The following is an 18,964-nucleotide window of genomic DNA, read 5'->3' as shown; positions in this document are numbered from 1 at the left end:
ATCGCGGGCAAGCCCGCTCCCACAGTGTTTTGTGTCGCTGGAAATCTAGTGCACACCAGAAATACCAACGGACCACCGATGAACCTCTCGCGTCTCGCCCTGCCCCTCCTGCTGCTGCCAACCGCCAACGCCCTCGCTGACACCTTCGAACGCGATCAGGCCCTGAAGCTGCCGGACACGCTGATCAGCGCCAACCGCCAGGTCGAAGCGCGCAACGACAGCAGCGCCGCCAACACCGTATTCACCCGTGAAGACATCGAACGCCTGCAACCCCGTAGCGTCACCGATCTGCTGCAACGGGTACCGGGCGTGCAAGTGGCACAAACCGGCGGACGCGGCAGCCTGCCCGGGATCTACATTCGTGGCACGCAATCGGCGCAAAGCCTGGTGCTGGTCGACGGCCAGCGCATCGGCAATTCGACGTCCGGCGACAGCAACCTGCAACACCTGAACATCGAGCAGATCGAGCGCGTGGAAGTGCTGCGCGGTTCACGCTCGGTGATTTATGGCAGCGATGCAATTGGCGGGGTGATCCAGATCTTCACCCGGCGCGGCGGCGAACAAGGCTTGCAGCCGCGTATGCATGTGGGTTTCGGCAGCAATCAGACTTGGGAACGCAGTGTCGGTCTGTCCGGAGGTGATGAGAAAACCCGTTTCAACCTCGGCGCCAGTCTCGATGAAACCGCCGGGATCGACCGCACCCACGAGTCGTATCCCAGCGACAGCGATCACGACGCCTATCGCAACAAATCCATCAGCCTGAGCCTCAGCCATGCGCTGACCGACGACATCGAAGTTGGCGCCAACCTGCTGGATAACCGGGGTAAAAGCGAATTCGACAGCCCATTGGGACGTTACGTTGAAGCAACCGACCGATCCTATGAGGAGCAGCCCTACAGCGATTTCACCGTCAGCAGTTTCAGCAGCTACATCGATGCGCGGATCAACGAGCACTGGAAATCGCGCCTGGAACTCGGCCACAGCGAAAACCGCGAGAAGACGCTCGACAAGCTCAGCGACGACCGCTCGGTGTTCAACACCTACCGCGACTCGGTGACCTGGCAGAACGATCTGACGCTGGATGCACGCAACAGCCTGATCCTTGGCGGCGACTGGTACGAAGACCGCATCAACAGCAGCACCGCATTTGATGAGGACAGCCGCTGGAACCGCGCAGCCTTCATCCAGCATCGCTTCCAGGCCGACAGTTTCTCCACCGAACTGGGCCTGCGTCGTGATGACAATCAGCAGTTCGGCAGCCAGAACAGCTGGAGCGGCACGCTGACCTTGCCGGTCAACCCGGACAACGATCTGCTGCTCAGCTACAGCGAAGGCTTCCGCGCGCCGACCTTCAACGATCTGTATTACCCGGACTTCAGCAACCCCGACCTGAAACCGGAAACCTCGAAAAGCTACGAGCTGCAATGGCGCAGCCAGTTGAGCGACAGCACTCGTCTCGAAGCCTCGCTGTACCGGACCGATCTGGAAGACGCGATCATCTTCGGCAGCAACTCACGCCCGGAAAACGTCGCTTCGGCGCGGATCAACGGCTTCGAAGCGACCCTGAAACAGGAACTGCTGGGCTGGCAGAGCAACCTCGGCGTGGCGATCATCGATCCCCGCGACCGCGACACCGGCCATACGTTGGCGCGGCGTGCACGGCGCACCTTGAGCTGGGATCTGGATCGACAGTTCGATCGCCTTGGCCTCGGCGCCAGTTGGCAGGCCGTGAGCAGCAGCTATGACGACCTGAACAATCAGCAGCCGCTTGGCGGTTATGCACTGCTCGGACTGCGCAGCAGCTGGGCGCTGAACCGCGAGATCAAGCTGGATTTCAAGGTCGATAACCTGCTGGACAAGGGATACAACCGGGCGCTGTACAGCCATGACGGCAGTCAGTATGACTATCGCGAGGATGGTCGGGCGTTCATGTTCGGGGTGACTTGGACGCCGCAGCTCTGATCCGGAATTTTCGCTGCTTTGACGGGCCTCATCGCGAGCAAGCTCGCTCCCACAGGTTCAGCGTGATCCCTGTGGGAGCGGGCTTGCTCGCGAAGAATTCACCTCGGTCTCAGCGATCTGGCGCGATCAGGTGGCAGAGTTTGGCGGTCGCCTCGATCATCTGCCCGCTCGGGCGCTCCAGACCTTTGTCGGTGACCAGCAGCAATTGCCCGTGCTTGACCGCTGTCACCTGCGGCCAGGCGTTCCACGCATCCAGTTGCGGTTGATCGCCGGCGAGAATCACTTCGGGATCACGCTGTAAAACCGCCTCGATGCTCACCTGCGGCGCGGGCAGGCTCAAATCGGCAAACACATTGCGCGCGCCGCACACTTCAAGCGCATCGCTGATGATCTGCCCGCCACCGACGGTGTACAGCGGCTTGTCCCAGATTTGATAGAACACCCGCAGCGGCACTTCTCGGCGGTAGCGTTGGCGCAGTTCATCAAGGTTGCGCCGCAGCGCCGCAGCCCATTCGACCCCACGCTCAGGACGACCGAGCTGTGTCGCGATGGCTTCAATCTGCGCGATCAACTGTTCAAGACTATGGGGCTCGGCAACGAAAGTCGGGATGTTCAAGCGCTTGAGCTGATCGCGCTGAGCCGGGCCGACACTGCCGGGCCATAACAGCAACAAGTCAGGCTTGAGGCTGAGCAGGCGCTCCATGTCGAGCTGGCCATAACGGCCCACCGAAGGCACGTCCTTGATAGCAGACGGACGCTCACCGGCATCCAGCACCCCGACCAGCAGGTCGGCCGAATTCAGTTCAATAACGATTTCAGACAGGGATGGCGCGAGGCTGACCACCCGCAGGGCGGCCAGCGTTTCACCGCTGACGGCCAGCAGCAGAACCGCCAGCCAGAGACGCCGCATCAGGCGAGTTGACGCGGGATACGGTAGAGGTAGAACAGCACCGCCGTGGACAGCGCCAGCAACATGAGCGGCACCGCTTCAAGACCGACGAACACTGCCAGCGCGCCAATCCATGCCGGCAGCGCCGCGACCACGTATGCACTGCGAAGGCAGGCCGCCAGGGCGATCCAGGCAGCGGGTTCTTCAGGGGTATCGAGGGCTTTTTGCGTGGCGATCAGCGCGTGCTTGTAGCGCCCGAAAAATTTCAGGCTGACAAACATCGAAGCCACGCCAGCGATAAAAAAGGGCATCGCCAAGACCGGCAGAATCGCCTCGCCCTGGCCGAACACAGCGTTGATCACGAACAGCGGCACCAGCGCCAGCGCCAAGTATTTCCACCAGGCGATCGACAGACGGCGCCGCACTTGCCCGCGGGTCACGCCCGGTCTACCTCGCCCTGATGCTCGTTACCCATCATGTGGTCGAGCTTGCTGGCCTTGGTCGCCAGATAGAGTTTGTTGTGCGGGTTGTGACCGGTGTGCAGCGGCACACGCTCGGCAACAACGATACCCATGTCGGTCAAGGCTTTGACCTTGCGCGGGTTGTTGGTCATCAGGCGCAGGGATTTGACGCCCAGATGTTCGAGCATCGGCAGGCACATGGCGTAGTCACGCTGGTCGGCGGCAAAGCCCAGACGCTCGTTGGCTTCAACGGTGTCGGCGCCGCCGTCCTGCAATTCGTAGGCACGGATCTTGTTCAAAAGACCGATGCCGCGCCCTTCCTGACGCAGGTACAGCAACACGCCACGGCCCTCGCGAGCGATCGCCTTGAGGGCGCCTTCGAGTTGCGAACCGCAGTCGCAACGCTGGCTGAACAAGGCATCGCCGGTCAGGCATTCGGAGTGCAGACGGCCGAGTACCGGGGCACCGTCGGCAATCTCACCCAGGCTCAGCACAACGTGCTCGCGGCCGGTGGCTTCATCGAGAAAACCATGCATGGTGAATTGCGCAAAAGGCGTTGGCAGCTTGGAAGCGGCGACAAAAACGACAGGCACCGGTGTGCTCCTGATCTGAAAAGTCCGAGATTCGCTGGGCGGCATTGTAACAGCAGGTACCCGCAGGCGCTTAGGCTGAATTATCGGGGATAACTATCAAAAAGTTTGATGACAGGCCCGTCGCCCCTACTCGAACGGATACGGCTGCTTCCAGCGCTCGAAGATCGGCTTCAACTCACCGCTCTTCACCAGTTGTTCCATGCGTTGGTCGTAGATAGACATCAGCGCCCGGCCTTGCGGGGTGTCGGCGAAGCCGAGGTACAGCGGCAATTCCGCCAGATGTGAATAACGGTACTGCGAAGGATCGGCGGCGTTTCGCAGCACCGCTTCGATTTCCGTCAGCGCATCGATGTAGTAATCCGCCCGCCCCTGCTTGAGCATTGACAGGATCCCGGTGCGGCGTTCGATCTGGTTGAAGCGTTTGACGTTCGGCAGGTAGGTTTCGTAGCGATAGCCGCGCACCCAGGCCAATCGATACTTGCCCAGCGTCGCCTGGGTCGGCGATGGGTTGCTGGCAAGACCCAGCGCGTAGATGTGGTCGGAATCGAAATTCCATTTCGGATACAGCACCTGCTCGGCTTCACCGCGATAGGAGCCGACCAGTGCGTCAGCTTCCTTCAGTTGCACCAGACCCACCGAGCGGGTGTAGGGCACGGTGCGAATATCCAGGGTCACGCCGGCCGGTTCGAAGACTTTGCGCAACACGTCCCAGCCCAGGCCATGACCATCGGCGGCGGTGTAGTCTTCCCAATCTTCACTGGCCAGGTGAATGACCGACGGCGGTGCGTCCTGTGCCTGGGCCACGGCGCCAAGCAAGGTCAAAACCACTATCGCCAACCAGCGTCGAGTCATCCCTGTGCCCCTCATCCACGCCTGGAAATCAGGCGAAAACCCACACCAGTCCCTGCATCGCCAGCCACGCGAACACGCCGGCCAGCACGTCGTCGAGCATGATGCCGACGCCGCCGTGAACATGCCGGTCGATCCAGCGGATCGGCCACGGCTTGAGAATGTCGAAGAAGCGGAACACGAGGAACCCGGCCAGCAACCAGTACCAGCCTTCCGGCACCAGCCACAGGGTGATCCACATCCCGACCATTTCGTCCCAGACGATGCCTTCGTGGTCGTGCACCCGCAGATCGTCGGCCACTTTGCCGCACAGCCAGAAGCCGAACAGCATGGTGATCCCGAGCATCAGCCAGTACCCCCAGTCCGGCAGCATCTGCCACAACGGAATAAAGGGTAGTGCAACTAACGAGCCCCAAGTGCCCGGCGCCTTGGGCAAGGTGCCCGAACCGAAGCCGAACGCGAGGAAATGCCAGGGGTTGCGCCAGACCGACGGCGGAACGAATTCGGCCGGAACCTGTTTCGGGTGATCTGTCACGGTGACTCCTGAAAATGTTGATAACCCCGGATTTGCGGGGTGATGTCGTGTCCATCGCGATCCAGCAGCACGACGCCCTGCCCTTGCGTCACGCGGCCGATCACATGGATCGGCCAGCCATCGGCGAGCAATGCCGGCAACTCGACGGACGGCAAGGTGAAGGCCAGCACGTAATCATCGCCGCCGCTCAACGCCGCACGCTCGGCGCCGCGCTGACCGAGAAACGCCACCAGCGCATCCGACAACGGAACACGCTCACGCTCGACTTCGAGGCGAACCTTCGAGGCCAGTGCGATATGACCGCAATCGGCGAGCAGGCCATCGGAGATGTCCAGCGCCGAAGTGGCCTTGCCACGCAGCGCCTGGCCGAGAGCGAGTTGCGGTTGCGGCGCCCAGTAATGATCGAGCAGCGGCCGGGCGATATGGGATTCGGCGTCACGCTGACCCAGCACCAGCGGCAAGGCGCCGGCGGCATTGCCCAGCTCACCGCCGACACACAGCAAATCGCCCGGCTGCGCGCCGCTGCGGGTCAGCGCTTTGCCGGCCGGGACGCGCCCGAACACGGTAACGGTCAGGCTCAACGGCCCGCGGGTCGTGTCGCCGCCGACCAGTGCCACGCCGCAGCCCTGCGCCATGCGGTTCAAACCGTGGGCATAGGCTTGCAGCCAATCGGCAGTCACCGTCGGCAGAGTCAGGGCAAGGGTAAAGGCGACGGGCGTGGCGCCCATGGCAGCGAGGTCGCTGACCGCCACGGCCAGCGAGCGCTGACCGAGCAGAAACGGATCGCAGGGATCGGCGAAATGTACGCCGGCCACCAGCGTATCGGTGGAAACCGCCAGCTGTTCCCCGGAAGGAACCGCCAGCAAGGCGCAGTCATCGCCGATCCCCAGTGCAACGCCTTCGCCGCCCTGCGCACAAGGCGCGGCGGCAAAGAAATTGCGGATCAGCTCAAACTCGCCCATGGCCGAGAAAAAGTATTCAAGCGCGGATCAGCGCTTGAACGCCTTCACTTCAGCTTCACGCAGGCGCGGAGCCAGCTTGTCGAGCACGCCGTTGACGAACTTGTGGCCGTCGGTCGAACCGAACACCTTGGCCAGTTCGATACCTTCGTTGATCACAACGCGGTACGGCACGTCGACGCGCTTGAGCAGTTCCCAGGTGGACAGGCGCAGAACCGCCAGTTCAACCGGATCCAGCTCTTCGATCGCCAGATCCAGGCAAGGCGTGAGCGCGGTGTCGATTTCGGTCTTGAACTGCGGAACCCCGTGGAGGATTTCGCGGAAGTACGCGCCATCGACATCGGTGAAATCGTTATCGACCCGGAACTGCGCTTCGATCTCGTTCAGCGAAGCCTTGGCCATGTGCCATTGATACAGGGCCTGAGTCGCGAGCTGACGGGCTTCGCGGCGCTTGGCGCTTTTAGATGGCTTGCCGGCATCCGCAGGTTTCGGATCGCGCGGGTTGAAACGATCGCTTTCGTCGCTAATCACTTGGCCTCCAACTGCGCCAGCAGGCTGACCATTTCCAGAGCGGACAGGGCAGCTTCAGCTCCTTTGTTGCCGGCCTTGGTGCCGGAACGTTCGATGGCTTGCTCGATGGAATCAACGGTCAGGACGCCGAAAGCGACCGGTACGCCGAACTCCATGGACACCTGGGCCAGGCCCTTGGTGCACTCGCCAGCCACGTATTCGAAGTGCGGAGTGCCGCCACGAATGACCGCGCCCAGGGCGATGATTGCTGCGAACTCGCCTTTCTGGGCGACTTTCTGCGCAACCAGCGGGATTTCGAAGGCGCCAGGTGCGCGGATGATGGTGATGTCGCTTTCGCTCACGCCGTGGCGAACCAGGGCATCAACTGCACCGCTGACCAGGCTTTCAACCACGAAGCTGTTGAAGCGGCCCACTACCAAAGCGTAGCGGCCTTTAGGGGCGATGAAGGTACCTTCGATGGTCTTCAGGGTCATTCGTCAGATCTCTTAAAGAGCCGGGACGCGTCTGTTTCGCGTCCCTCAGTGATTTATTTGCCGCGAATACAGGGCCGGAAACAACCGGTCATTATTCGGAGGGCACGTATTCTACAACTTCCAGATCGAAACCGGATATCGCATTGAACTTCATCGGCGCGCTCATCAAACGCATTTTGCGCACGCCGAGGTCACGCAGGATCTGCGAGCCGGCACCGACAATGCTGTAGGTGGTCGGCTTTTTCGGTACGGCCTGATCGCCGGTTTCGCGGATGTGCGCCAGCAACACGTCGCCATCGAGCGGGTGACCGAGCAACAGCACCACACCGCTGCCGGCCTCGGCAACCGCAGCCATGGCGGCGCGCAGGCTCCAGCGGCCGGGTTGCTTGACCATCAGCAGGTCGCGCAGCGGGTCCATGTTGTGCACGCGAACCAGGGTCGGCTCTTCGGCGCAAACGGTGCCCAGGGTCAGTGCCATGTGCACGTCGCCTTCCACGGAATCACGATAGGTCACCAGGTTGAATTGGCCCAGTTCGCTGTCCAGCGGCTGCTCGGCAATCCGCTGAACGGTACGTTCGTGGATCATCCGGTAGTGAATCAGGTCGGCGATGGTGCCGATCTTGATGTTGTGTTCGGCGGCGAACGCTTCCAGTTCGGCGCGACGGGACATGGTGCCGTCGTCGTTCATCACTTCGCAGATCACGCCGCTTGGCTCGAAACCGGCCATGCGCGCCAGGTCGCAGGCGGCTTCGGTGTGACCGGCGCGGGCCAGGGTGCCACCAGCCTGGGCCATCAGCGGGAAAATGTGGCCCGGGCTGACGATGTCTTCGGCTTTCGCGTCTTTCGCAGCGGCCGCTTGCACGGTACGTGCGCGGTCAGCGGCGGAGATGCCGGTGGTCACGCCTTCGGCGGCTTCGATCGAGACGGTGAACTTGGTGCCGAAACCGGAACCGTTGCGTGGCGCCATCAGCGGCAGCTTCAGGGTTTCGCAACGCTCGCGGCTCATCGGCATGCAGATCAGGCCACGGGCGTACTTGGCCATGAAGTTGATGTGCTCGGCCTTGCAGCATTCGGCGGCCATGATCAGGTCGCCTTCGTTCTCGCGGTCTTCGTCATCCATAAGGATGACCATCTTGCCTTGGCGGATGTCTTCAACCAGTTCTTCGATGCTATTGAGCGCCACAAGGCACCCCCTTCAGTCAGGATTTGAGGTAGCCGTTGGCGGCCAGAAAGCTTTCAGTGATGCCACCGGACGATGGCTCGGCAGCCTTGTCGCCCAAAAGCAGACGCTCCAGATAACGCGCCAGCAGGTCGACTTCCAGGTTCACCCGGCGACCTGGCTTGTAGGACGCCATGATGGTTTCGCTCAAGGTGTGCGGGATGATCGTCAGCAGGAATTCGGCGCCATCGACCGCGTTCACGGTCAGGCTGGTGCCGTCAACGGTGATCGAGCCCTTGTGGGCGATGTACTTGGCCAGCTCTTTCGGTGCGCGGATGCGAAATTCCACGGCGCGGGCATTGTCGCTGCGCGAAACCACTTCGCCGACACCGTCGACGTGACCGCTGACCAGATGCCCGCCGAGACGGGTGGTCGGGGTCAGGGCTTTTTCCAGGTTGACCGGGCTGCCGCTTTTCAGGTCATTCATGGCGGTGCAGTCGAGGGTTTCGCGACTGACGTCGGCGGCGAAGCCGTTGCCCGGCAGTTCCACGGCGGTCAGGCACACGCCGTTGACCGCGATGCTGTCGCCGAGTTTGACGTCGCTCAGGTCGAGCTTGCCGGTTTCGACATGCACCCGCACATCACCGCCCTTTGGGGTCAGTGCGCGGATACTGCCGATGGATTCGATGATGCCGGTAAACATGGGGTTCTCCTTGAGAACGAAGCCAGCGCTAACGCGATGGCCGGGAATTATACGCTCGCCGATGGGACAGGGATGGCAGTGACTCGCCAGTCATCGCCAACCGCGCGAATTTCAGTGATTTTCAGCTCGGGCGCATCCTTCATACAGGCCAGCGGCCAGTCCAGAAGCGGACGCGCCGTGGAGCCAAGGAACTTGCCGGCAATGAAGATCACGAACTCGTCGACCAGACCGAGTTGGGCAAATGCGCCGGCCAGTCGCGGACCGGCCTCGACCAGCACTTCGTTGACGCCACGGTTGGCCAGTTCGATCAACAATTGATGCAGATCGACCTGACCATCATCGCCCGGCACGATCAGGCATTCCGGGCCATGGGCGTACTGTTCTTCGATGGCCACGCAAGTGGCGACCAGCGCCGGGCCGGCCTTGAAGAACGGCGCATCCAGCGGCACTCGCAGACGTCCGTCGATCAACACCCGCAGCGGCGGACGGCTCAGGGCCAGTGCGGTCTGTTCGGCATCCAGCCCCAGCTCTTCGGCGCGAACGGTCAGGCGTGCGCCATCGGCAAGCACCGTGTCGGCGCCGGTCAGCACCACGCTGGCCTGGGCGCGCAACCGCTGCACCGCCGAACGCGCGGCAGGGCCGGTGATCCATTGGCTCTCGCCGCTTTCCATCGCCGTGCGGCCGTCGAGGCTCATGGCCAACTTGACCCGCACGAACGGCAAGCCGTGTTCCATGCGCTTCAGAAAACCTTGATTGAGCTTGCGCGCCTCAGTTTCCAGCACGCCGCTTTCGCTGGCGATGCCGGCATCGGCCAGGCGTTGCAGACCGCGTCCGGCGACTTGTGGATTGGGATCACGCATCGCCGCGACCACCCGGCCGACACCGGCATTCACCAGCGCATCGGCGCACGGCGGTGTGCGGCCGTGGTGGCTGCAAGGTTCGAGGGTCACGTAAGCCGTGGCGCCCCGGGCCCGTTCACCGGCGGCGCGCAAGGCGTGGACTTCGGCATGGGGTTCGCCGGCGCGTTCATGCCAGCCTTCGCCGACAATCTGCCCGTCGCGCACGATCACGCAGCCGACCCGGGGATTGGGATGAGTCGTGTAGTGCCCCTTGCGCGCCAGCTCCAGGGCCCGGGCCATGAAGTGGGCGTCGAGGATGGCCTGATCGGCAACGGTGGTCATTCTTTCACCGGCTCACGGGCGAGGCGGTCGATCTCTTCGCGGAACTCGTTGAGGTCCTGAAAGCGGCGGTACACGGAAGCGAAACGGATGTAGGCGACTTCATCGAGCTTTTGCAGCTCGGCCATCACCAGTTCGCCGACCACGAGGGACTTGACCTCACGCTCGCCAGTGGCGCGCAGCTTGTGCTTGATATGGACCAGCGAGGATTCGAGGCGCTCGACGCTCACCGGACGTTTCTCCAGGGCGCGTTGCATGCCGGCGCGGAGTTTTTCTTCGTCGAACGGTTGGCGGCTGCCGTCGGTTTTGATCAGGCGCGGCAACACCAGTTCGGCCGTCTCGAACGTCGTGAAACGTTCGCCGCAGGCCAGGCATTCACGCCGGCGGCGCACCTGTTCGCCCTCGGCGACCAGACGCGAGTCGATGACCTTGGTGTCGTTGGCACCGCAGAAGGGACAGTGCATGGTGGCTGGCAACAAAAAAAGGGAGGGCCATGGTAGCGCATCCCGGTGGCAAGACAAGCCATAGGCTTTGCGGTATACAGACTGCCATGATCGATTGATCCATGGATTTCATTTTGCTGGAGCCGCCAATGTCCCTACGACCGCTCGTTTTGCTCAGTGTTTTCAGCCTGCTGGTGGCCTGTGGCAGCGATGCGCCCAAGCCTCAGCCGCCCACGCCGGGCCCGGCGCCGCAACAGGCGCAGAAAAAAGCCCGGGAAGCCGCCGACCTCGGCCCGCTGCCGGCGTATCAGCGCGAACTGAGCGGCACCCTGCAAGGCGTGCCGGCCGGCGCCGAAGTCGAGCTGGCGCTGCTGGTGATCGACGAGAAGGATCGCCCGCAACAATTGCTCGCCAGTTCCAGCCTGATCGGCAACAACCAGATTCTGCCGTTTCACCTGCGCTTCAACCCCGAATCCTTCCCGGTTGGCGCCCGGGTTGAATTGCGCGGCCGCGCCAGCCAGTCCGGCCAGTTGATCCTGCACCTGCCGTCGCAGACCATCACTCAGCCAACCACCCAGGCGCTGGGCCAGCTGCAATTTGTCAAAGCACCATGAATGCACCGCTAGACCTGCAACAGTCGCTGGGCGAATTGCTCGGCGACGCCCGACTGAAAGCCTGTGCGTTGCCGGACACCGATTTGCAGCTGTGGCTGATTGACGGCGACAACATGGCGCGCGAATTCAGTCAGGAGGAAACCCAACGCATCCTGCATGAACCGCCGTACTGGAGTTTCTGCTGGGCCAGCGGTCTGGCGGTGGCGCGCTATCTGGCGGAATTCCCCGAGTGGGTTCGAGGCAAACGGGTGCTGGATTTCGGCGCTGGTTCCGGAATCGCCGGCATCGCGGCGGTGAAGGCCGGCGCGCTGGAAGTGGTGGCCTGCGACCTCGACCCGCTGGCGATTGCCGCCTGTCGGGCGAATGCCGAACTCAATGATGTGCAGATGAGCTATTCCACGGACTTCTTCGCCGAGGCCGATCGCTTCGATCTGATCCTGGTGGCCGACGTTCTCTACGACCGGGAAAACCTGCCGCTGCTCGACGCCTTCCTGAGCCGTGGCCGCGAAGCGCTGGTGGCGGATTCGCGGGTTCGGGATTTCCGTCACCCACTGTACCGGCGCATCGAAATGCTCGAGGCCATGACCCTTCCGGATCTGGCCGAGCCCGAAGAGTTTCGCCATGTCAGCCTCTACCATGCGGCCCGCGCCTGACCGTATAGTTGCTCCATTCACGCTTTTACGAGATACCCCATGAGTCAGCAAACGCCGTACATCTTCGACGCCACGACGGCCGACTTCGACCAGTCGGTGATCGAGGCTTCCTTTCAAAAACCGGTGCTGGTGGATTTCTGGGCCGAATGGTGTGCGCCGTGCAAGGCGCTGATGCCGATGCTGCAAGGCATCGCCGAGAGCTATCAGGGTGAGTTGCTGCTGGCCAAGGTCAATTGCGATATCGAGCAGGACATCGTCGCCCGCTTCGGCATCCGCAGCCTGCCGACCGTGGTGCTGTTCAAGGACGGTCAACCGGTGGACGGCTTTGCCGGTGCGCAACCGGAATCCGCCGTGCGCGCCCTGCTCGAACCGCATGTGCAGATGCCGGCGCCGTCCGCCGCCGATCCGTTCGAACAGGCTCAGGCACTGTTCGACGAAGGCCGTTACGCCGACGCGGAAGCGACGCTGGTTACGCTGCTGGGCGAAGACAACACCAACGCCAAGGCGCTGATTCTCTACGCTCGCTGCCTGACCGAACGCGGTGAACTGGGCGAAGCGCAAACCGTGCTCGACGCGGTCAAGAGCGACGAGCACAAGGCTGCGCTGGCCGGTGCCAAGGCGCAGATCAAGTTCCTCGGCCTGGCCCGTGACCTGCCAGATGCCGCGGACCTGAAGAGCCGTCTGGCACAAAACCCGCAGGACGACGAAGCGGTGTATCAACTGGCGATCCAGCAACTGGCCCGTCAGCAATACGAAGCGGCGCTGGACGCACTGCTCAAGCTGTTCATCCGCAACCGCAGCTACGGCGAAGGTCTGCCGCACAAAACCTTGCTGCAAGTGTTCGAACTGCTGGGGAACGATCACCCGCTGGTGACCGCTTACCGGCGCAAGGTGTTTGCCGCGCTGTACTAAGCGCTTACTCGATCCAGCTGTAGAGCGGCGTATCCCCGCCGCTCGCCACCTTCACATCGGATGAATGGCGCAGGCGAACCAGCAATCGCTTGCCCGCCGCCGCGCTGCCGGTCAGTCCTTCGAGCTGATCCAGCAGATCCGGCCCGCTGAGCTGCCCGGCCTTGCGCAGCAAATCCCTGGCGACCTGCCACAACGCGTCATCCTGATTCACCGGTTTCGCCACAGGCGCCGTTGCTGCAGTCTGCGGCTGGGCGGCTTGCACCTGCACGCCAAACTGCGAACCGAGCCGCGCCCAGTCGCTTTCATCCAGTTCCAGGGTCAAATCCACCGGCGACTCGCCGACGGTTCCGCGTATCCGCAACATAAGCTTCGCTCCCGCACATTTCTGACCTGCATGCTCCCATGGGACTTGTGTAACGCCAAGTGTCAGGAGCTGGCGACGTTTACCTTATCGGCTACATTTCTTCTTTTTTCATGGGAAGGAACCCCATGTCTTCAGGAAGAAAACTGGCGTCGAAGGGAGGCCCTACCTCTACAGGTGGTGTGATTCTCGAAGGAAACGAAAACCTGCGTATAGAAGGCGAAATCATCGCCTCGATCGGACAACTTGCCAGTTGCCCTGCGTGCAGTGCTGGCCAGGGAGCGATCGTCGCCGTTGGTGAAAGAACGCTGATCCTGCCTGCCGGCCCGGCTGCACTGGAGGGTGACTACGTCGCCTGCGGCTGCCCGCCCATGGCCAACAAACTGCTCACACAGCAACACAGCGGTTTCGCCGGCATAGGCCGCCCGGCCCCCATCGATATGGGCCCACCCGTTGCCGCCCTGGCTTCGCATCGTTATCTGCAAGTCATCATCGAACGCCTGGACGACACCCGGAAACCGGGACTTGCCTACAAACTCAAGGACAAGAAAAAGGCGGCCATTCTGCAGGACAGTACCTGCACTGCCACAGGTGAAGGTTGCGAACACCAGGTCGAGAACCCTGAGGACTACGACACTCTCCTGATTGGTGAAGATGCCGAATGGACGTTCTATTCCTATGAAGAACCGTTGAAACAGGACGCGTCATGAAATCGAAAATCAAACTTGCCTTCAAGGATTTTCTGATGCAGCCCCCCAAGGGCGTGCAGTTTCAATTGCTGATCAACGAACAACTCGTTGATGGCAATATCGTCCAGAGAAAAGACACACCAACTACCTACACTCTTTTATCGGATAAAGGACAAACAACCGTCATCCGCGATGAAGAAAAAAAGGTATCGACGATAAAGAGCCGCGATAGCTATGAGATCACGTTGCAGATCATCGGAGGCAGCGGAGTAACGAAAGCGATTCACAAGGCCACTCTGAATCAGGGCAAGTTGCTGACCATCGTGGCCGTTTCACCTTGGGTGAAGGTGCCTTTGTCCAACAGCGGAGCCGTCACCGGTGATACGTTTTACGAGGTGGAATACGGGGTGAAGCGTCAGAACAAGACCAATACGGTGAGGGTTTTCATTCAGGATCTGCCGCGAAAAATCTTGCTGGAGGCACTTTCTCACCGAAACTCCACAGCATGGGCAGGCAACACAAGCAAAAAATCCTTGCCTCATAGAACCGCCGATGAATCAAGCAAGAGCGTGGAATTCCCCGCCAATACCAACAAATGCAACTTGTTCGTTTATGACGTGCTGACAGCTGTCGGAATCAACGTAGCGCTAATCGAACACGGCAAGTCGAAGTACATTTGGGGGTACTCAAAAGTCAGTCCGCCACTTGCCGGAGAGTGGGCCGACGAGAATCGATTACTTAAAAGCTGGAGCGTGCAACGCTCCGCGCTGCCCGGTGACATAGGTGCGTATGCTGTCAACTATTCGGACGCCAGCGGCCATGTCGGCTTCGTGCTTGCCCAAGGTGTCTGCATATCCGCCAGCTGGGAAAAAATCGAAGTCAACGATGTCGGCTTCCGACGGGCGTCCGGCAACGCCATTGATAGCGATCATGACTTCACCATTTTTCGACGATACAAATACAGCACACCACAATGAAACGACTGCTCTGGATACTCCTCGCCATTCCACTCCTGCTGATCATGGCGTGGCGACTTTGGTCGCCCGCCGACCTGTCGATCTGTACCACCGGCACATCCACAGCCGGACCACTGACAGCGTTCATACGGGACTACTTCGAGCGCAATGATCGTGTCGACTGGCGCGAACTGGATGATCGATTCGATGTGCTATCGACACCTGAAGGACAGAAAATCGCCAGCCAACCCCAAGCACATGTCTGTGAAGCGTTACAGCTTCTGCAAAGCCCCGCGTTCAGTCAGAGTGAAAAAATCTTCACCACAGCATTGATGTTCCAGTTGCCGATCAAACAGTACATGGGATTCATGGACAACGGCCATCTGCTCTATACCCAAGGCAGGATTGATCGCGACGTAATGATCCTGATTCTTCAACCCCGCGGCACAGCTATCAACTACTGGTGGCTGCCGGCATGGCGTGAACGCTTCCACCGTGATGCGCCGAAGTTGCTGGACACCGGATTGATCACTCAAGTGTTATCGGGTCGTTATTGGTTCGACTATCCCGGTAGCGGATTCTGAAGCACGTCACCTCTCGCTGATCTACGCACCGTCCGGACCGAGTTCCGGGCGGTGCGCAGCCATACCTTGCGCAAAGCGTGGCAGGCGGGCAAACTCTGCGCACTTTCGTTATAAGATTACATAACAAACTCTTCACTTTACTTCCCGGAGACCGCCATGCGTCGTCTGCTCCTCGCTTTGCCGTTTGCCCTGTTGCCGCTGGCCATCGCCCATGCCGCCGATGAGCATGATCACGACCATGAGCACGGCAGCCTCGGTGCTCACGAACATGGCGTCGGTCGCCTGAACGCCGCGCTGGACGGCCAGACCCTGGAGCTGGAACTGGAAAGCCCGGCGATGAACCTCGTGGGTTTCGAACACGTCGCCACCAGTGATGCCGACAAGGCCAAGGTCGCAGCCGCCCGCGCGCAACTGGAAAAACCGCAGGCGTTGTTCAGTCTGCCGGCCGCCGCCGGTTGCAAAGTCACCAGCCAGGAACTGGAAAGCCCGCTGTTCGGCGACAAGCCGGATGCCGACGACCACGACGAAGAAGAAGCCGGCAAGGATGGTCATGAGCATCATCACGACCACAGCGAAATCCACGCCCACTACCAGTTCAGCTGCGCGGCGCCGGGTGCGTTGAAAACCCTGGATCTGGCGAACCTGTTCACTACCTTCCCGGCCACCCAGAAAATTCAGGTGCAACTGATCGGCCCGAGCGGCCAGCAAGGCACGGAAGTGACGGCCAAGGCCGCCGCCCTGAAGTTCTGACACGAAACGGCGCCATGACCCAAGCACTCATCGAACTGTCCGACCTGGGCTTCAACTGGCCCGGTCACCCGCCACTGCTGGACATCCCGGCGTTTCGTCTGGAAGCCGGCGAAACCCTGTTCCTCAAGGGCCCCAGCGGCAGCGGCAAGACCACCCTGCTCGGCCTGCTGGGCGGGGTGCAGAAACCCGGCCGCGGCAGCATTCGCCTGCTCGGCCAGGAACTGACCGAACTGGGTGCCGGCGCCCGTGATCGCTTTCGGGTCGACCACACCGGCTACATTTTCCAGCAGTTCAACCTGCTGCCGTTTCTCTCGGTACGCGAGAACGTCGAGCTGCCGTGCCACTTTTCGAAGCTGCGGGCCGAGCGTGCGAAACAGCGCCACGGCAGCGTCGATCAGGCCGCCGCCACCCTGCTGGCCCACTTGGGCTTGAAGGACGAAAGCATCCTGAGTCGCCGCGCCGATTCGCTGTCGATCGGTCAGCAACAGCGGGTCGCCGCTGCCCGTGCGTTGATCGGTCAACCGGAACTGGTGATCGCCGACGAACCGACCTCGGCACTGGATTACGACGCCCGGGAAAACTTTATTCGCCTGCTGTTCGCCGAGTGCCGTGAGGCCGGCTCGAGCCTGTTGTTCGTCAGCCACGACCAGAGCCTGGCGCCGCTGTTCGACCGTCACCTGTCCCTGGCCGAACTCAATCGCGCCGCCACGTCTGCCGAGGTCTGAGATGTATCTGTTCCGTCTGGCCATGGCCAGCCTCGCCAACCGGCGTTTCACCGCCCTGCTCACCGCTTTCGCCATCGCGCTTTCCGTCTGCCTGCTGCTGGCGGTGGAGCGGGTGCGCACCGAAGCCAAGGCCAGTTTCGCCAGCACCATCAGCGGCACCGACCTGATCGTCGGCGCCCGTTCCGGTTCGGTGAACCTGTTGCTGTACTCGGTATTCCGCATCGGCAACGCCACCAACAACATTCGCTGGGATAGCTTCGAACACTTCGCCAGCAACCCGAAGGTGAAGTGGGCGATCCCGATGTCCCTCGGCGATTCCCATCGCGGTTACCGGGTGATGGGTACCACCGAAGCCTATTTCGAGCATTACCAGTACGGTCGCCAGCAGCATCTGCAACTGGCTGACGGTCGCGCCTTCGCCACCGATCCGTTCGAAGTGGTGCTCGGTGCCGAAGTGGCCGAGGCGCTGCATTACAAGCTTGGCGACAAACTGGTGCTGGCCCACGGCGTGGCGGCGATCAGTCTGGTCAAGCACGATGACAAGCCGTTCACCGTGGTCGGCATTCTCAAGCGCACCGGCACCCCGGTGGACCGCACGCTGCACATCAGCCTCGGCGGCATGGAGGCGATCCACATCGACTGGCACAACGGCGTACCGGCCCGTGGCAACGGCCGGATCAGCGCCGATCAGGCGCGCAACATGGACCTGACGCCGCAAGCGATCACCGCGTTCATGCTCGGCCTCAATAGCAAGATCTCGACCTTTGCCCTGCAACGGGAAATCAACGAATTCCGTGGCGAGCCGATGCTGGCGATCCTGCCGGGCGTGGCCTTGCAAGAGTTGTGGAGCCTGATGAGCACCGCTGAAAAAGCGTTGTTCGTGGTCTCGCTGTTCGTGGTGCTGACCGGGCTGATCGGCATGCTCACGGCGATTCTCACCAGCCTCAACGAGCGTCGCCGCGAAATGGCGATCCTGCGTTCGGTGGGCGCGCGACCGTGGCACATCGCAAGCCTGCTGGTGCTGGAGGCGTTTGCTCTGGCACTGACCGGGGTGATCGCCGGGCTGGCGTTGCTGTACCTCGGCATCGCTGCGGCACAAGGTTATGTGCAGGCCAATTACGGGCTGTATCTGCCGCTGGCCTGGCCAAGCGAGTATGAATGGACGCTGCTCGGTGGCATTCTGGCTGCCGCGCTGCTGATGGGCAGCGTGCCGGCCTGGCGCGCGTATCGCCAATCTCTGGCCGATGGCCTGTCGATCCGTTTATGAGGATGTTCACCATGCCCCGCGCTGTCCTTGCGCTGCTGTTGCTGGTCGCCCTGCCCGTGTGGGCGGCGGCGCCGAAAGACCTGACCTGGTCGGAGATGATCCCGCCGGACGCAGCACCCGAAGTGCCGAACATGACGCCGCTGCATGACCTGTCGAAGATGAGCGATGCGCTGTCCGCCGAGTCCGCGCCAGCGGCCAAGCAGGACATGCCCAACGCCCCCGTGGTGCAAAGCCTCGACGGCCAGAACATCCGCCTGCCGGGCTACATCGTACCGCTGGAAGTCAGCGAAGAAGGTCGCACCACGGACTTCCTGCTGGTGCCGTATTTCGGCGCCTGCATCCACGTGCCGCCGCCACCCTCGAACCAGATCGTGCACGTGAAAAGCGAACTCGGCGTGAAGCTCGACGAGCTGTATCAGCCTTACTGGGTCGAGGGGCCGTTGCAGGTCAAGCAGTCCACCAGCGAACTGGCCGATGCCGGGTATCAGATGGAAGCGGACAAGATTTATGTGTACGAGCTACCGGAGTAAATCTGCTGGTTCTTTATTGTTTGGTAGGGCCCTATCGCTGGCAAGCCAGCTCCCACAGGTGTTGTTGGTGATCGCAAAATTTGTGAACAACTCGATCACTGTGGGAGCTGGCTTGCCAGCGATGAGGCCATGAAAGTTCCACAAAAACCCGGGCCATCACTGTTTCATTGAGCTGAGTCAAAAGACCG

Annotated in this window: 24 protein-coding genes; 11 read left to right on the top strand and 13 right to left on the bottom strand. The window is 61.6% G+C overall.

All coding sequences use genetic code 11. From position 1 onward, the window contains the following. Positions 1 to 78: 78 nt before the first annotated feature. Positions 79 to 1,962, top strand: a complete 1,884-nt coding sequence (locus ACTJK7_RS19230; RefSeq protein ID WP_440780313.1) for a TonB-dependent receptor domain-containing protein — start codon at positions 79 to 81, stop codon at positions 1,960 to 1,962. Between the two features lie 109 nt (positions 1,963 to 2,071). Here the strand turns inward: ACTJK7_RS19230 and ACTJK7_RS19225 are convergent, their stop codons facing one another. The 12 genes from ACTJK7_RS19225 to nrdR form a co-directional block, all read right to left on the bottom strand. After that, the gene (locus tag ACTJK7_RS19225; protein WP_323150522.1) at positions 2,072 to 2,872 is read right to left on the bottom strand and encodes a cobalamin-binding protein; all 801 of its coding nucleotides are present in this window, start codon (positions 2,870 to 2,872) and stop codon (positions 2,072 to 2,074) included. Beyond that, entirely contained in the window at positions 2,872 to 3,291 is a 420-nt protein-coding gene (locus tag ACTJK7_RS19220; RefSeq protein ID WP_129972508.1) for an MFS transporter, read from the bottom strand. Before ACTJK7_RS19220 ends, ACTJK7_RS19225 begins: the two co-directional genes overlap by 1 nt. Beyond that, positions 3,288 to 3,905 carry a GTP cyclohydrolase II gene (ribA, locus tag ACTJK7_RS19215; protein WP_007955551.1) on the bottom strand — a complete coding sequence of 206 codons (618 nt, stop codon included), beginning with the start codon at positions 3,903 to 3,905 and terminating at the stop codon, positions 3,288 to 3,290. The genes ACTJK7_RS19220 and ribA overlap by 4 nt, the downstream gene beginning before the upstream one ends. A gap of 126 nt (positions 3,906 to 4,031) precedes the next feature. Beyond that, positions 4,032 to 4,757, bottom strand: a complete 726-nt coding sequence (locus tag ACTJK7_RS19210; RefSeq protein ID WP_064382214.1) for a substrate-binding periplasmic protein — start codon at positions 4,755 to 4,757, stop codon at positions 4,032 to 4,034. A 28-nt stretch (positions 4,758 to 4,785) separates the two neighbouring features. Then, on the bottom strand, positions 4,786 to 5,289 hold the full coding sequence (locus tag ACTJK7_RS19205; protein ID WP_011336134.1) for a phosphatidylglycerophosphatase A family protein: 504 nt from the start codon (positions 5,287 to 5,289) through the stop codon (positions 4,786 to 4,788). Then, a complete protein-coding gene (gene thiL, locus ACTJK7_RS19200; RefSeq protein ID WP_108563359.1) occupies positions 5,286 to 6,251 on the bottom strand; it encodes a thiamine-phosphate kinase in 966 nt (321 codons plus the stop codon). Before thiL ends, ACTJK7_RS19205 begins: the two co-directional genes overlap by 4 nt. Positions 6,252 to 6,278: 27 nt before the next feature. Continuing rightward, entirely contained in the window at positions 6,279 to 6,779 is a 501-nt protein-coding gene (gene nusB, locus ACTJK7_RS19195) for a transcription antitermination factor NusB (protein WP_064382216.1), read from the bottom strand. Then, positions 6,776 to 7,252, bottom strand: a complete 477-nt coding sequence (ribH, locus tag ACTJK7_RS19190; protein ID WP_003228649.1) for a 6,7-dimethyl-8-ribityllumazine synthase — start codon at positions 7,250 to 7,252, stop codon at positions 6,776 to 6,778. The genes nusB and ribH overlap by 4 nt, the downstream gene beginning before the upstream one ends. A gap of 91 nt (positions 7,253 to 7,343) precedes the next feature. Next, positions 7,344 to 8,435 (bottom strand): bifunctional 3,4-dihydroxy-2-butanone-4-phosphate synthase/GTP cyclohydrolase II, encoded by a 1,092-nt coding sequence (ribBA, locus tag ACTJK7_RS19185; RefSeq protein ID WP_440780311.1) that lies wholly within the window; start codon positions 8,433 to 8,435, stop codon positions 7,344 to 7,346. A gap of 16 nt (positions 8,436 to 8,451) precedes the next feature. Next, the gene (locus tag ACTJK7_RS19180) at positions 8,452 to 9,114 is read right to left on the bottom strand and encodes a riboflavin synthase (protein ID WP_011336137.1); all 663 of its coding nucleotides are present in this window, start codon (positions 9,112 to 9,114) and stop codon (positions 8,452 to 8,454) included. A gap of 47 nt (positions 9,115 to 9,161) precedes the next feature. Further along, positions 9,162 to 10,295: a bifunctional diaminohydroxyphosphoribosylaminopyrimidine deaminase/5-amino-6-(5-phosphoribosylamino)uracil reductase RibD gene (gene ribD / locus ACTJK7_RS19175; RefSeq protein WP_440780309.1), complete on the bottom strand. Its 1,134-nt coding sequence runs from the start codon at positions 10,293 to 10,295 to the stop codon at positions 9,162 to 9,164. Beyond that, positions 10,292 to 10,756, bottom strand: coding sequence for a transcriptional regulator NrdR (gene nrdR / locus ACTJK7_RS19170; RefSeq protein WP_003228656.1), 465 nt, complete (start codon positions 10,754 to 10,756; stop codon positions 10,292 to 10,294). The genes ribD and nrdR overlap by 4 nt, the downstream gene beginning before the upstream one ends. Before the next feature lie 128 nt (positions 10,757 to 10,884). Between nrdR and ACTJK7_RS19165 the strand changes: the two genes are divergently transcribed. Genes ACTJK7_RS19165 through trxA form a run of 3 tightly spaced genes read left to right on the top strand, consistent with a single transcriptional unit; the run spans position 10,885 to position 12,914 of the window. Beyond that, a complete protein-coding gene (locus ACTJK7_RS19165; RefSeq protein WP_011336139.1) occupies positions 10,885 to 11,349 on the top strand; it encodes a YbaY family lipoprotein in 465 nt (154 codons plus the stop codon). After that, on the top strand, positions 11,346 to 12,002 hold the full coding sequence (locus tag ACTJK7_RS19160; protein WP_085747612.1) for a class I SAM-dependent methyltransferase: 657 nt from the start codon (positions 11,346 to 11,348) through the stop codon (positions 12,000 to 12,002). The genes ACTJK7_RS19165 and ACTJK7_RS19160 overlap by 4 nt, the downstream gene beginning before the upstream one ends. 39 nt (positions 12,003 to 12,041) lie before the next feature. Next, complete coding sequence (gene trxA / locus ACTJK7_RS19155; protein ID WP_007955581.1) at positions 12,042 to 12,914, top strand: thioredoxin; 873 nt, start codon at positions 12,042 to 12,044, stop codon at positions 12,912 to 12,914. A 4-nt stretch (positions 12,915 to 12,918) separates the two neighbouring features. Here the strand turns inward: trxA and ACTJK7_RS19150 are convergent, their stop codons facing one another. Continuing rightward, on the bottom strand, positions 12,919 to 13,278 hold the full coding sequence (locus ACTJK7_RS19150; protein WP_108563362.1) for a hypothetical protein: 360 nt from the start codon (positions 13,276 to 13,278) through the stop codon (positions 12,919 to 12,921). Positions 13,279 to 13,403: 125 nt separating this feature from the next. Here ACTJK7_RS19150 and ACTJK7_RS19145 point away from each other — a divergent pair, with 125 nt between their 5' ends. The 7 genes from ACTJK7_RS19145 to ACTJK7_RS19115 all read left to right on the top strand — a co-directional run bounded on the left by ACTJK7_RS19145 (position 13,404) and on the right by ACTJK7_RS19115 (position 18,776). Then, the gene (locus ACTJK7_RS19145; RefSeq protein WP_223290664.1) at positions 13,404 to 13,985 is read left to right on the top strand and encodes a PAAR domain-containing protein; all 582 of its coding nucleotides are present in this window, start codon (positions 13,404 to 13,406) and stop codon (positions 13,983 to 13,985) included. Further along, complete coding sequence (locus ACTJK7_RS19140) at positions 13,982 to 14,941, top strand: hypothetical protein (protein WP_064382221.1); 960 nt, start codon at positions 13,982 to 13,984, stop codon at positions 14,939 to 14,941. The genes ACTJK7_RS19145 and ACTJK7_RS19140 overlap by 4 nt, the downstream gene beginning before the upstream one ends. After that, complete coding sequence (locus ACTJK7_RS19135; protein WP_064382222.1) at positions 14,938 to 15,504, top strand: hypothetical protein; 567 nt, start codon at positions 14,938 to 14,940, stop codon at positions 15,502 to 15,504. Before ACTJK7_RS19140 ends, ACTJK7_RS19135 begins: the two co-directional genes overlap by 4 nt. Before the next feature lie 156 nt (positions 15,505 to 15,660). Next, complete coding sequence (locus ACTJK7_RS19130) at positions 15,661 to 16,254, top strand: DUF2796 domain-containing protein (protein WP_064382223.1); 594 nt, start codon at positions 15,661 to 15,663, stop codon at positions 16,252 to 16,254. Positions 16,255 to 16,268: 14 nt separating this feature from the next. After that, positions 16,269 to 16,979, top strand: a complete 711-nt coding sequence (locus tag ACTJK7_RS19125) for an ABC transporter ATP-binding protein (protein WP_007955587.1) — start codon at positions 16,269 to 16,271, stop codon at positions 16,977 to 16,979. A 1-nt stretch (position 16,980) separates the two neighbouring features. After that, positions 16,981 to 18,246, top strand: coding sequence for an ABC transporter permease (locus ACTJK7_RS19120; RefSeq protein WP_064382224.1), 1,266 nt, complete (start codon positions 16,981 to 16,983; stop codon positions 18,244 to 18,246). Between the two features lie 11 nt (positions 18,247 to 18,257). Continuing rightward, positions 18,258 to 18,776, top strand: a complete 519-nt coding sequence (locus ACTJK7_RS19115) for a DUF3299 domain-containing protein (RefSeq protein ID WP_064384123.1) — start codon at positions 18,258 to 18,260, stop codon at positions 18,774 to 18,776. Positions 18,777 to 18,964: the final 188 nt, after the last annotated feature.

This window comes from Pseudomonas sp. 22085, from assembly GCF_052045815.1.
Taxonomy (GTDB): domain Bacteria; phylum Pseudomonadota; class Gammaproteobacteria; order Pseudomonadales; family Pseudomonadaceae; genus Aquipseudomonas; species Aquipseudomonas glycinae.
The sequence above is the reverse complement of the archived record's forward strand: the minus strand, read 5'-3'. Positions and strand labels throughout refer to the sequence as shown.